Origin of the sequence: Streptomyces sp. XY006 (genome assembly GCF_002237655.1) — a bacterium.
GTDB classification, from domain to species: domain Bacteria; phylum Actinomycetota; class Actinomycetes; order Streptomycetales; family Streptomycetaceae; genus Streptomyces; species Streptomyces levis.
Genome location: NZ_NOKT01000004.1, coordinates 274,221 through 287,115, shown reverse-complemented (window position 1 = coordinate 287,115; position 12,895 = coordinate 274,221). Strand labels below are relative to the sequence as shown.

Genomic DNA, 12,895 nt, shown 5'->3' with positions numbered 1-12,895 from the left:
ACGACGATCCCCGGAGGGGCTGACCCGTATGCGAGCCACCCTGCGCTGGGCCCACTCCGATCTGCGCACGCACCGCGGCGAGGCGCTGTTCCTCGTCCTCGCCACCGCGGGCATCGTCGCCTCCCTGCTGCTGGCCACGGCCCTGTTCGGCTACGCGACCAACCCCTGGCAGCGGGTCTTCACGCAGTCGCACGGCGCCCACGTGTGGCTGCACACCGACACCGCCGCCGACACCGGCGAACTGGCCGCCCTCGACGGCGTCGACGAGGTCGCCGGCCCCTACCCCACCGCCGCGACCACCGTCTCCTCGCGCGGCAGCCGCGCCTCCGTCGAACTGCGCGCCACCGCCGAACGCCCCTCCGTCGGCCGCCCGCCCCTGGTCTCCGGCCACTGGCTCGACCCCGCCACCCCGCACGGCGTGGTCCTGGAGAGCCGGCTGGCGCGCGCCCTGCTCGCCCAGCCCGGCGACACCCTCACCGTGCCCGGCACCGCGCGCCGGCTGACCGTCGTCGGCGTCGCCGACAGCGCCGAGCCGCGCTACCGGCCCGGGGAGCAGCCGGGTCTGGTGTGGGCGCTGCCGCAGGCCGTGCCCGACCCCGGCGGTCAGGTGATCGGGCTGCGGCTGACGGACCCCGAGGACACGTCCTACGTCGTGCAGCGGGCCGTGACCGTCCTGGGCGCCGGGGCCATCGGGGAGGTCTCCACCTGGCAGCAGGCCCGGGCCGAGGCCCAGGGCGACAACCGGCTGCTCGGCCAGGTGCTGGGCCTGTTCGGGCTGGGCGCGCTGGTCGCCGCCGGACTCGCCGTGCACGGCGCGATCGGCACCCGCATCCGCGGCCATCTGCGCGACCTGTCGGTCCTGAAGGCGATCGGCTTCACACCCGGCCAGGTGGTGCGCATCTTCCTGCTCCAGCACCTGGCCTACGCCCTGCTGGGCGCCGTGGCCGCCGCCGGACTCGCCGAGGCGCTGGGCAGCCGGATACCCGGGCGGCTCGGGGACGCGGTCGGCGTGTGGCAGGGCCTGCCCGGGCACACGGTGGCCCTGCTGGTGATCCCGGCCGGTGCGGTGCTGTTCATCGGCGCCACGACCGGACTCGCCGCGTGGCGGGCCGGACGGGTGCCTCCGGTGCCGGTGCCGCGGCCCGCCGCGACCCCGGGCGGGCGGCTGTCGGGCGTGGCGCGCCGGGCCCTCGGGGTGCGGGTCCCGCCCGCGCTGGTGCTGGGCTGGCACAAGGCGTTCACCCGCCGGCCCCGGTCCCTGGCCACCGTCGCCCGCCTCACCCTGCCGCTGCTGCTGATCGTCGTGGCGATGAGCGCCTGGACCACCATCGACCGCTTCCACAGCGAGCCCGAGCAGGTGGGTCTGCCCACCACGCTCAGCGTCCGCGCCGACGCCGGTCTGAGCGAGCGGCAGGCCCGCTCCCTGCTGGAACGCGACCCGCAGGTGGCCGCCGCCTACCCCGGCGTCGAGACGGCCGCGCTGGTCCCCGGCCAGACGGCGACCATCGCCCTGCGCGGCCTCGGCACCCGCCAGGACCCCTACCCGTACACCCTCGCCGAGGGCCGCCCCGCCCGCGGCGCCGACGAGGCCGTGGCCGGACAGGGGCTGCTCGACCTGCTCGACGTGCGCGTCGGCGACTGGGTGCGCATGACCGTCGGCGACCAGCCACAGATCCTGCACATCGTGGGCCGCAGCATCGAGCCGCAGAACGCGGGCCGGGTCATCTCCACGTCCCTCGACACCCTCCGCGACAACGACCCCGGCCTGCGCCCGACCCTCTACGAGCTGCGGCTGGCCCCCGGCGCCGACCCCGGCAAGGTCGCCGACCGGCTGACCACGGCCGGGCGCGGCCATCTCGACGTGCACACCGTGACCAACCCCGCCGACGGGCTCTCGCCGCTGCGCGCGGTGGTCGCCGGGCTGATCGCCGTCCTGGCCCTCATCGGGCTGATCGAGCTGCTCACCGCGATCGGCGGCACGGTCCGCGAGGGCGAGCGGGATCTGCTCGCCCTGAAGGCCATCGGCCTCTCCCCCCGGCAGATCACGGCGATCACCGTCACCGCCACCGGCTTCACGGCCCTCGCGGCCGTACTCGCCGCCTCCGCGCTGGGCCTGCCGCTCGCGCACTGGCTGATCGACGCACAGGGCCGGTCCAGCGGCATCGGCGCCGGGATCGCCCAGGGCCCGTCGGCCGTACTGATGCTGCTGGTCGGGGCGGCAGCGGTGCTCTGCGCGGCCGCCCTGGCCGCCGTCCCCGCGACCCGAGCGGCCCACCGCCGCCTCGCGGACACCCTCAGCGCGGTGACCTGACAGGAGGACGCAGGCGGTGCGGCCGCGGCGGCCGTCCCGCGCGGGGACGCCGGCGGTGCGGTCGCCGCGGCCCGGAGCCGGTCGCCCTACTTCCGGCCCCGCAGCTCCCGGTAGGTCGCGACCAATGCCTTCGTGGAGGCGTCCAGGCCCTCGACCTCGGCGCCCTCGGTCAGGGCGGGCTCGACGCGCTTGGCGAGAACCTTGCCGAGCTCGACGCCCCACTGGTCGAAGGAGTCGATGTTCCACACCGCGCCCTGCACGAACACCTTGTGCTCGTAGAGGGCGACCAGCTGGCCCAGGACCGACGGCGTCAGCTCCGGCGCCAGGATCGTCGTCGTGGGGTGGTTGCCGCGGAACGTCTTGTGCGGCACCAGCTCCCCCGGCACGCCCTCGCCGCGCACCTCCTCCGGCGTCTTGCCGAAGGCGAGGGCCTGCGTCTGGGCGAAGAAGTTGGCCATGAGCAGGTCGTGCTGCGCCTTGAGCTGGTCGCTCAGCTCGGCGACCGGCCGGGCGAAGCCGATGAAGTCCGCCGGGATGAGCTTGGTGCCCTGGTGGATCAACTGGTAGTAGGCGTGCTGCCCGTTGGTGCCGGGCGTGCCCCACACCACCGGACCCGTCTGCCACTCCACCGGGTTGCCGTCGCGGTCCACCGACTTGCCGTTGGACTCCATGTCGAGCTGCTGGAGGTAGGCGGTGAACCTGGACAGGTAGTGGCTGTAGGGCAGGACGGCGTGCGACTGGGCGTCGTGAAAGTTGCCGTACCAGATGCCCAGCAGGCCCAGCAGCAGCGGCACGTTCGCCTCGGGGGGCGCGGTCCTGAAGTGCTCGTCGACGATGCGGAAGCCGTCGAGCATCTCCCGGAAGCGGTCCGGCCCGATCGCGATCATCAGGGACAGGCCGATCGCGGAGTCGTACGAGTAGCGCCCGCCGACCCAGTCCCAGAACTCGAACATGTTGGCCGTGTCGATGCCGAACTCGGAGACCTTCTCGGCGTTGGTCGACAGCGCCACGAAGTGCCGGGCGACGGCGGCCTCGTCCCCGAGCGCGTCCAGCAGCCAGGCGCGCGCGGACGTGGCGTTGGTGACCGTCTCGATCGTGGTGAAGGTTTTGGAGGCGATGACGAACAGCGTCTCCGCGGGGTCGAGGTCCCGGATCGCCTCGTGCAGGTCGGCGCCGTCCACGTTCGACACGAAACGCACCGTCAGCGAGCGGTCCGTGAAGGCCCGCAGCACCTCGTAGGCCATCGCCGGGCCGAGGTCGGAGCCGCCGATGCCCACATTGACGACGTTGCGGATGCGCTTGCCGGTGTGGCCCGTCCACTCGCCCGAGCGGACCCGGTCGGCGAAGGCGGCCATCTTGTCGAGCACCGCGTGCACACCCGGGACGACGTTCTCCCCGTCGACCTCGACCACCGCGTCCCGCGGGGCCCGCAGCGCGGTGTGCAGCACGGCCCGGTTCTCGGTGGTGTTGATCCGCTCGCCGCGGAACATGGCGTCCCGCAGCCCGAACACGTCGGTGGCGACGGCCAGTTCGCGCAGCAGGCGCAGGGTGTCGTCGGTGACGAGGTGCTTGGAGTAGTCGACGTACAGGTCCCCGACCCGGAGGGTGTACGCGCTGCCGCGGCCGGGGTCGGCGGCGAACAGTTCGCGCAGCTGGACATCGCCCAGCTCCTCACGGTGTTTGGCCAGCGCCGTCCACTCGGACGTCTGGTCGAGCCTGGTACGGCCGTCTGCGTTCATCTCGGACTTCAGCCTTCTTTCCTGTCCTGCCTGTACTGCTGCGTACCTGCCCCGCTGCCGGTCCCAACCTAATTGATCAGCGGTTGCCGTGACCTGTCGTCATACCGTCCTCCGGCACAACAACAGGTACGTCCCGGCGGCGCCCGGGTATCAGCGCGATGACGGACAGGACGAAGAAGGCGGCCGCGAGCAGGGCCGGGGTGTTCTCGCCCCGGGCGGTGGCGACGGCCCCGCCCAGCAGGGCGCCCAGGGGCGCACCGGCGACGGCGAGCGTCCGGTAGGCGGAACTCACCCGGCCGAGCATCTCGGCGGGGCTGCGCTGCTGCATCAGCGTCGTGGTGTTGACGTTCCACACCATGCCCATGAACCCGAAGAGGGCCAGGGCGGCCGTCAGCGCGACCATGCTGCGCACCGACCCCATGACGAGGAACGCGCCGGTCTGCGCCGTGCCGGCGACGAGCACCATGCGCATCCGTCCGAAGCGGGCGACGAGCCGGCCGCCCGCCACTCCCCCGGCCAGACTGCCGGCCGTGTACGCGGTCATCGCCGCCGCGTATCCGGCGTTCCCGGCGTCGAGCCAGCCGGTCACCAGGACGACGAGGGTGGCGACCAGGGCGCCCATGCCGATGTTGCACAGCGCGGTGGCGGCGCAGAGGCCGCGCAGGGCCTTGTCGCGCGCCAGCGTGCGCAGTCCTGCGGCGATTTCGCGGCGCAGGGTGCTGCCCGCCGGTCTCGGTGTGCGCTCGGACGCGGCGGCCGGCAGGGAGGCGATCAGCGCGGCGGCCACGAGGAACGTCACCGCGTCGGCGGCGAAGGGCACGGCCGCCCCGGCCGCCAGCAGCAGCGGCACGACCGGCGCGCCGAGCAGGCCGCCGGCGATGCGCTGGCCGGTCAGCAGCCGGGCGTTGGCGCTGCCCAGCGCGTCGTGGTCGACCAGGGCGGGCAGCAGCGCCGTTGCGGCGTTGTCGAACAGGGTCTGGAGCGTGGTGAGCGCGAAGGCCAGTACGAGGAGCAGGCCGATCGACGCGTGGCCGAGGGCGACGGCCACCGCGAAGGCACCGACGAGCAGCCCGCGCACGGCGTCCACGAGCCACATGGCGCGCCGCTGGTCGACGCGGTCGGCGACGGCCCCGCCGAGCAGGCCGAAGACGATCCAGGGCAGATAGCCGCAGGCCGTGACCGAGGCGATGAGCAGCGGCTCGTCGGTGAGCGTGACGGCGAGCAGGGGCAGCGCGGCCGTGCGCAGCGCGTCGCCGAAGCTGGACAGCACGGCGGCGCTCCACAGCCGTCCGAAGCCCCCGCGCCACGCGGGTGCGCGCACGCCCCGCACCTCGACCGTCGCCACCGCTCCCCCTCAGTTCGCCCGATGCACAAACCGTAGAGGGCACCACTGACAATCGGTCGGCGGCGACCGGGAAAGCAGCTCCGGCCGGGCACCCGCTGGTGCCCGGCCGGTTCCGGCTGCTAGATCTCGCCCCGCAGTTTGGCGAGCGCCTCGGCGAGGATCGCCTCGCCGTCCGCGTCGCTGCGCCGCTCCCGCACGTACGCCAGGTGCGTCTTGTAGGGCTCGGTGCGCGGCGGGTCCGGCGGGTTGTCCCGGTCCTGGCCGGCCGGGAAGCCACAGCGCGGGCAGTCCCAGGTGTCGGGCACCTGCGCGTCGCTGGCGAAGCTCGGCTGGGTCTCGTGTCCGTTGGAGCACCAGAAGGAGATGCGCAGCCGCGGCGCGGACTCGCCGCGCTCGGCCTCGCCCATCGGCCCCGCCCCGACCCGGCTCCCCCGGATCGCGTTGCCACTTGCCACGGTCGTAACTCCCTGCGTGATGGTGCCGCGAAGCGAGTCGGCGTTCCGCTTCGCCGCGAGCGCCTCAGTCTACGTAAGGCCCAACGCGCGTCCAGTGATTGGAGTTACAACCCTCACACCTAGACGCAAGCCCCATGATAGGCCGCGCTCAGCTGCGCGTACCGAACATGGGGCCTTACGTACGGGTTCCGTGCGAACGCGGCTCGGTCAGTTGTTCACCTTCATGAGGATGCCGAGCACGACAATGCACGCGAACCACAGCAGACCGATCACGACGGTGATCCGGTCGAGGTTGCGTTCGGCGACCGAGGAGCCACCGACGGAGGACTGCATGCCGCCACCGAACATGTCGGAGAGGCCGCCGCCCTTCCCCTTGTGCATCAGCACCAGCAGCATCAGCAGCAGGCTGAAGACGATCAGGGCGATCGAGAACCCCAAAACCACGGCTGGACCAACTTCCTCGGACTCGGATGGACGACGCGGGGCCCAGCACGGCGCTGGACCCCGCAAGGGTACGACGAATCGCCGTTAGCGCATACTCACTGGTCGCGGAAGCGCACGATCTTGACGAACTCGTCGGCGTCCAGGGAGGCGCCGCCGACCAGGGCGCCGTCGATGTCGGCCTGCGCCATGATCTCCGCGACGTTGCCGGACTTCACGGAGCCGCCGTACTGGATGCGGACCTTGTCGGCCAGCTCCTGCGTGTACAGCTCGGCGATCTTGCCGCGGATGGCGGCGCAGACCTCCTGCGCGTCCTCGGCGCCGCAGACCTTGCCGGTGCCGATGGCCCAGACGGGCTCGTAGGCGATCACGACGGTCTCGGCCTGCTCGGCGGGCAGGTCCTTCAGACCGCCCTCGACCTGGGCGAGGGTGTGCGAGACGTGATTGCCCGCCTCGCGGACGTCCAGCTCCTCACCGACGCACAGGATCGGGGTGAGGCCGTGCTTGTAGGCGGCCTTGACCTTGGCGTTCACCAGTTCGTCGGTCTCGCCGTGGTACTGGCGGCGCTCACTGTGGCCGATGGCGACGTACGTGCACTTCAGCTTGGCCAGCATCGGTCCGGAGATCTCGCCGGTGTAGGCGCCTCCGTCGTGGGCCGAGATGTCCTGGGCGCCGTACTTGATCTTGAGCTTGTCGCCGTCGACCAGGGTCTGCACGGAGCGCAGGTCGGTGAAGGGCGGCAGGACGGCGACCTCGACGGCCTCGTAGTCCTTGTCGGCCAGGGCGAAGGCGAGCTTCTGGACGTGCGCGATGGCCTCGAGGTGGTTGAGGTTCATCTTCCAGTTGCCCGCCATCAGCGGCGTGCGCCCGGAAAGATTGGATGGAGCCATAAAGGGTCAGTCCTCCAGTGCGGCGAGGCCGGGGAGCGTCTTGCCCTCGAGGTATTCGAGGGAGGCGCCGCCACCGGTCGAGATGTGGCCGAATGCGTTCTCGTCGAAGCCCAGGATGCGGACGGCGGCGGCGGAATCGCCGCCACCGACCACCGTGAAGGCCTGGGAGTCGAGGAGAGCCTGGGCGACCGCCTTGGTGCCCTCGGCGAAATCGGGGTGCTCGAAGACGCCCATGGGGCCGTTCCAGAAGACGGTGGCGGCGTCGGCGATCTTCGAGGCGTACAGCTTGCGGGACTCGGGGCCGATGTCCAGGCCCATCTGGCCGGCCGGCATCGACTCCGCGGCGACCGTGCTGGGCCGGCCCGGGGCCTTGGTCTTGAGGTCCGGGAACTCGGGCGCGACCACGACGTCCACCGGCAGGACCAGCTCGACGCCGCTCTTCTCGGCGCGCTCGATGTACTCCCGGACGACCGGGAGCTGGTCCTCCTGGACCAGGGACGAGCCGATCTCGTGGCCCTTGGCCTTGAGGAAGGTGAAGACCATGCCGCCGCCGATGAGCAGTCGGTCGGCCTTGCCGAGCAGCTGGTCGATGACGGCGAGCTTGTCGGAGACCTTGGCGCCGCCCAGGACGACCGCGTAGGGCCGCTTGACGTCGTCGGTGAGCTTCCGCAGGACGCCGACCTCGGTGGCGATGAGGTGGCCGGCGTAGTGCGGCAGCCGGGCCGGGAGGTCGTAGACGGAGGCGTGCTTGCGGTGCACCGCGCCGAAGCCGTCACCGACGTAGACGTCCGCGAGGGCGGCGAGCTGGTCGGCGAAGGCGGCGCGCTCGGCGTCGTCCTTGCTCGTCTCGCCGGCGTTGAAGCGGAGGTTCTCGATGACGGCGACCCGGCCGTCCTCAAGGGCGGCGACGGTCGACTCGGCGGACTCGCCGACGGTGTCGGTCGCGAACGCCACGTCGGCCCCGAGGAGTTCCCCGAGGCGGGCGGCGGCGGGAGCGAGGGAGAAGGCGGGGTCCGGGGCGCCCTTGGGGCGGCCCAGGTGCGAGGCGACGACCACGCGGGCGCCCGCCTCGGCGAGCGCCTTGACGGTGGGCAGCACGGCGCGGATGCGGCCGTCGTCGGTGATGCTGGTGCCGTCCAGCGGCACGTTCAAATCGGCGCGGACGAAGACCCGCTTGCCCGCGACTCCTTCGGCGAGGAGTTCGTCGATCGTCTTCATGGGGACTCCTGCAAGTGCTCGTGTTCGCTCGGAAGCGCTCGTGATCGAACAGGTCGGTTCTGTACGTGAGTCAGGGCTCGGACCGCGCGGTCACGCGCTGCCCGAGCCCTGCCCTCACATCGAGGCCTGCTCTATTCGATCAGAGCTGGTTGCCGACGAAGACCGTGAGGTCGACGAGGCGGTTGGAGTAGCCCCACTCGTTGTCGTACCAGCCGATGACCTTCACGTTCTTGCCCTCCTGGACCATGGTCAGGGAGGAGTCGAAGGTGCAGGACGCCGGGGCGTTGACGATGTCGGACGAGACGATCGGGTCCTCCGTGTACTCGAGGATGCCCTTCAGCTCGCCCTCGGCCGCCTTCTGGAAGGCGGCGTTGACCTCTTCCTTGGTGACCTCGCGGCCCAGCTCCAGGACCAGGTCGGTGACCGAGCCGGTGGGGACCGGGACGCGCATGGCCATGCCGTCCAGCTTGCCCTTCAGCTGCGGCAGGACCAGCGCGGTGGCCTTGGCGGCACCGGTCGTGGTCGGGATGATGTTCTCGGCGGCGGCACGCGCGCGGCGCAGGTCCTTGTGCGGGAAGTCCAGGATGCGCTGGTCGTTCGTGTACGCGTGCACCGTCGTCATGAGGCCCTTGACGATGCCGAAGTTCTCGTCGAGGACCTTGGCCATCGGCGCCACACAGTTGGTGGTGCAGGAGGCGTTGGAGATGACGTGGTGGTTCGCCGGGTCGTACGTGTCCTGGTTGACGCCCATCACGATGGTGACGTCCTCGTCCTTGGCCGGAGCCGAGATGAGGACCTTCTTCGCGCCGCCGGCGATGTGCTTCTCGGCGTCGGCCTTCTTGGTGAAGATGCCGGTCGACTCGATGACGATGTCGACACCCAGCTCGCCCCAGGGGATGTCGGCGGGGTTGCGCTCGGCGAGGACCTTGATGGTCTTGTCGCCGACGGTGATGGTGTCCTCGGTGTGCGAGACCTCCTGCTTGAGGCGCCCGAGGATGGTGTCGTACTTCAGCAGGTGAGCGGTGGTCGCGGTGTCACCCAGGTCGTTGACAGCCACGATCTCGATGTCTGCACCCTGCTCCAGCAGCGCGCGGAAGTAGTTACGACCGATGCGGCCGAAGCCGTTGATGCCTACGCGGATCGTCACGAACCGATCTCCTCGTTGGTACGCCGGCCATGAAGAGCCGGCGAGCTCTGTTTGGGATGTCCCCGACCGCCTCCGACCCTACCTCCCTGAGGCCCCGGTGGTGACATCCAGATGCCCCATACACGGCAGGGCGGTCCGTACCGGCCAGTAGGGGTACGGACCGCCCGACCCCGAGCGCGAGGATCACCCGATTTCGCTACTCGGAGTGGTGCCTGTCCACCGCGGAGTTCCCCCTTCGGGGGGAGGTCACACGTCGAGGGAGGCGAGCGCCTTTCTCATCAGGGCCGCCCGGTCGGCGGCGGTGGCGACGTGCTCCAGGCCGAAGCCCAGCAGCACGGTGTCGTCCGTGGTGACCGCGCCGTAGGTCTGGAACAGCGCCCCGGTGCGGGTCCAGTCCTTGGTGACGGCCGGGCTGCCCGCGGGCGGTCCGGCGACCTTCCAGGCGCCGAGCGAGGTCTCGAAGCCCTCGGTCTCCCTGGCCGTGCCGCCGACGACGAGCGAGGCCTCGTCGGCCAGGACGCCGTGGCCCCCGGTGCCCGGGTCGGTGACGTAGCTGATCGCGACCTCGACCGTCCGGCCCGCGTAGGCGCTCAGGTCGAACTCCACCTGCTCCCAGCCGCCGGAGCTGCCGGTGAGGCTGTGCCACGCGCCGGTGCTGCCGGTGGCCGTGCAGCCGGCCTCGGACTGGGTCAGGTAGTGCGTCAGCCAGGGGTGCTCGCGGATGTAGAACCCGCCCTCGCACTCCGTCGGCACGGTCGCCTTGGTCGCGCCGCCCTTCTCGGGCAGGGTCGTCCAGTCGTCGGCACCGGCGGTGTGGGCCTCGATCAGGACGTTGTCGTAGCCGGGCTCGGTGTCCCACATCAGCCGGCTGCGCAGCGTGGGCTGGTCGGCCGCGGTGACACCGGTGAGGTCCACGGTGCGCATGAGGCGCTTGTAGCCGTCGTCGGTGTGGACGGCCGCGGCCATCGAGGAGCCGGCGTACGGGCCGTAGGGGTTGACGGCCCCGGCGAACTGGCCGGCGCCTTGGCTCGCGAACCGCGGGAACTCCTTCGCGGGCAGCTCGTCGGAGGTGACGCTGTACCGCCCCGCCTTGTCCAGCGGGTTGCCGGGGGCCGCGGCGAGCGGGCCGGTGAAGCCGCCCAGCTCACCCGAGCCGGTGAATCCGGTGGCTCCGCCGGCCGAGGTCCGGCTGTAGGCGCCCAGGTAGTACTGGCTGAAGTCGTCCGAAAGGGCACCGCCGCCGAGGTCGACGCTGCCGCCGGCCTGCTCGCCGGCCTCGATCAGCCGCCCGCCCTCGTTGAGGAAGGCCCGCAGCTGCAGCTGGGTGGCGTTGCCGGGGACGCTCGTGCCCGTGTAGTGGACGACGGTGTCGAAGTGGCTCAGCACGCCCAGGGCATCCGGCGCTCCGCGCTGGGCGACGTCCCAGACGGCCGCCTTGCGGCCACTGGCCTTGAGCGCGTCCACGTACGTCTGCGCCTGCGTGGCGGTCGCGCCCTCCTCGGCGACGACGAGGGTGTTCGCCCGGGGCCGCTCGGCGACGGTGTAGGTGAAGCGCTCGCTGGAGACCTTCCTTCCGTTGCGGTTCTCCGCGGTGAACCACACCTCGACCCTGTCTCCGGGTTCGCCGTCCTTGACCTTCGCCCGGTACTCGTCGAAGTAGAGGTTGTCCTCACCGCCGTAGGTCTCGCCGCCCTTCCAGGGCCTGAGCGCCATGTCGTGGGTGCGGCCGCCGTTGACGCGGTACTTCAGCTCCTTGTCGCGCAGCGCCTTCCGCGCGACGACGGAGACCTCCTGGTCGGCGCCGCGCGAGTACGACGTGGAGAACGCGGCCGGGGTGAAGTCGGCGGCGCTCAGCCCCACCGACGACTTCGGCCGGTCGGGGTGGGTGGCGGACTCGGCGACGGAGAGCGCGAACGGGACGTTCTTGGCGAACTCCTGCTGGATCAGCTTCTCGTCGTCCGGGAAGGTGAAGACCGAACGGCAGTCGGACGCTTTCCACTCGTCGTCCGGGTCGAGGTTGGAGACGGTCTGGCAGGTCGACATCTCGGGGGTGAACATGGCCAGGCCGTTGACGTTCGCCGCGTGGCCGTCCGCCTCGCCGTTGGTGGTGTACAGCTCGGAGGAGACCTGCGGGTGGTAGCCCGGGACCGCCGGGTTCTCGGGCGTGCCGGCGAGCGCCTTGTAGGCGACGTCGTCCGGGGTGTTCGTGGCCACCTGCCAGCCGACCCCGTAGAGGATCAGTTCGGCGGCGGAGTGGTAGTTGATGCCGTACGTGAAGCCGATGCGCTTCTGAAAGGCGTCCAGCGCCTGGGTCTCCGGCTCGGAGTTCGGGCCGGCGCCGCGGTAGGTCTCGCTGGTGGGATTGGGGGACGAGCCCTCGTTGTCGTAGCCCCACTTGTAGGCGAAGTTGCGGTTGAGGTCGACGCCGTCACCGGTGGTGATGGTGCCGTCGCCGTTGACGTCCCGGAGGTTCTTGCGCCACATGCGGTTGGCGTCGGCGGCGTGGGTGAAGTCGTAGCCGTCGGGGTTGGCCGAGATCAGGAACCACAGCTCGGTGCTGTCGACGATCTTCTTGACGCGCCGGTCCTTGGTGTAGTTGTCCAGGTAGTGGTGCATCAGGCGCCGGGTCATCTCCGGCGTGATCCACTCGCGCGCGTGCTGGTTGGACATGTAGAGGACGGCGGGCTTGGCGCCGTCCTTGCTCTTCTTCGCGCCCTTGGTGAGCTTCAGGGCGAGGATGTCCTGGCCCTTCACGGTCTTGCCGATGGAGACGACCTTGGTGAGGTCCGGGTTCTCCTGCGCGGCCTCGAGGATCTCCTCCTTCAGGCCGCCCTGCCCGCTGTACGGGCGGAACACGCCCTCGGCGGCGGCCTCGACACGGGCGTCCGCGCGGGTGGAGAGGGTGTGCTCGGCGAGGTCGACGCCCTGCTTCCGCAGGTTCTTCGCCTGACGGGCGGTCAGGTAGACCTCGACGGTGGCGGTGCCCTTCTCGGGCACCCGTTCACTGAGCTCGTGGCCGTCCTGGCCGGCCGCCAGCAGCAGGGGTACCTGCTTGCGGGTGACGTCGGCGCGGAAGACCTTGACTTCGTCCGGGTCGGACGGGTTCGAACTCCCCGGTTGTGCCTGGGCGATGGGCGCGATGCTCGCTCCGCCGATCAGGAGCGCGCCGACAGCGAGGATCGATCTCGCTCTTCGTCTCATGAACCCCCCTAGCGTGGGTCCGCCACAGCAGCGAACAGATGCCAGGCTCATGACAGTCCATGATCGAGTCAAGGGTGCCCGAACGACACGCGGAAGCCGGTGACGACCACCCAAGTGGCGGTCGGCACCGGCTTCTTGACGGTCCGTG

At 71.2% G+C, this 12,895-nt stretch carries 9 protein-coding genes; 1 reads left to right on the top strand and 8 read right to left on the bottom strand.

Going from position 1 to position 12,895, the window contains the following annotated elements; genetic code table 11:
- Positions 1-28: 28 nt before the first annotated feature.
- Positions 29-2,311: an ABC transporter permease gene (locus CHR28_RS07380; RefSeq protein ID WP_094052666.1), complete on the top strand. Its 2,283-nt coding sequence runs from the start codon at positions 29-31 to the stop codon at positions 2,309-2,311.
- Positions 2,312-2,397: 86 nt separating this feature from the next.
- On the opposite strand, the gene pgi is transcribed toward CHR28_RS07380, so the two are convergent.
- The 8 genes from pgi to CHR28_RS07340 form a co-directional block, all read right to left on the bottom strand.
- Positions 2,398-4,050: a glucose-6-phosphate isomerase gene (gene pgi, locus CHR28_RS07375; protein WP_094052665.1), complete on the bottom strand. Its 1,653-nt coding sequence runs from the start codon at positions 4,048-4,050 to the stop codon at positions 2,398-2,400.
- A 76-nt stretch (positions 4,051-4,126) separates the two neighbouring features.
- Positions 4,127-5,395 (bottom strand): MFS transporter, encoded by a 1,269-nt coding sequence (locus CHR28_RS07370; RefSeq protein WP_094052664.1) that lies wholly within the window; start codon positions 5,393-5,395, stop codon positions 4,127-4,129.
- A gap of 119 nt (positions 5,396-5,514) precedes the next feature.
- Entirely contained in the window at positions 5,515-5,850 is a 336-nt protein-coding gene (locus CHR28_RS07365) for an RNA polymerase-binding protein RbpA (protein WP_003957010.1), read from the bottom strand.
- Between the two features lie 207 nt (positions 5,851-6,057).
- Positions 6,058-6,294, bottom strand: a complete 237-nt coding sequence (gene secG / locus CHR28_RS07360) for a preprotein translocase subunit SecG (RefSeq protein ID WP_094052663.1) — start codon at positions 6,292-6,294, stop codon at positions 6,058-6,060.
- Between the two features lie 95 nt (positions 6,295-6,389).
- Positions 6,390-7,145, bottom strand: a complete 756-nt coding sequence (gene tpiA / locus CHR28_RS07355; RefSeq protein WP_218829461.1) for a triose-phosphate isomerase — start codon at positions 7,143-7,145, stop codon at positions 6,390-6,392.
- 42 nt (positions 7,146-7,187) lie between these two features.
- On the bottom strand, positions 7,188-8,399 hold the full coding sequence (locus CHR28_RS07350) for a phosphoglycerate kinase (protein ID WP_094052661.1): 1,212 nt from the start codon (positions 8,397-8,399) through the stop codon (positions 7,188-7,190).
- 139 nt (positions 8,400-8,538) lie between these two features.
- A complete protein-coding gene (gene gap / locus CHR28_RS07345) occupies positions 8,539-9,546 on the bottom strand; it encodes a type I glyceraldehyde-3-phosphate dehydrogenase (protein ID WP_010039682.1) in 1,008 nt (335 codons plus the stop codon).
- A gap of 246 nt (positions 9,547-9,792) precedes the next feature.
- The gene (locus tag CHR28_RS07340; RefSeq protein WP_094052660.1) at positions 9,793-12,747 is read right to left on the bottom strand and encodes a M14 family metallopeptidase; all 2,955 of its coding nucleotides are present in this window, start codon (positions 12,745-12,747) and stop codon (positions 9,793-9,795) included.
- Between the last annotated feature and the right edge of the window lie 148 nt (positions 12,748-12,895).

Bases quoted from the DNA above. Each gene is read 5' to 3' on its own strand.
- CHR28_RS07380 (WP_094052666.1), top strand. From the start codon at position 29: ATGCGAGCCACCCTGCGCTGGGCCCACTCCGATCTGCGCACGCACCGC.
- pgi (WP_094052665.1), bottom strand. From the start codon at position 4,050: ATGAACGCAGACGGCCGTACCAGGCTCGACCAGACGTCCGAGTGGACG.
- tpiA (WP_218829461.1), bottom strand. From the start codon at position 7,145: ATGGCGGGCAACTGGAAGATGAACCTCAACCACCTCGAGGCCATCGCG.
- CHR28_RS07350 (WP_094052661.1), bottom strand. From the start codon at position 8,399: ATGAAGACGATCGACGAACTCCTCGCCGAAGGAGTCGCGGGCAAGCGG.
- CHR28_RS07340 (WP_094052660.1), bottom strand. From the start codon at position 12,747: ATGAGACGAAGAGCGAGATCGATCCTCGCTGTCGGCGCGCTCCTGATC.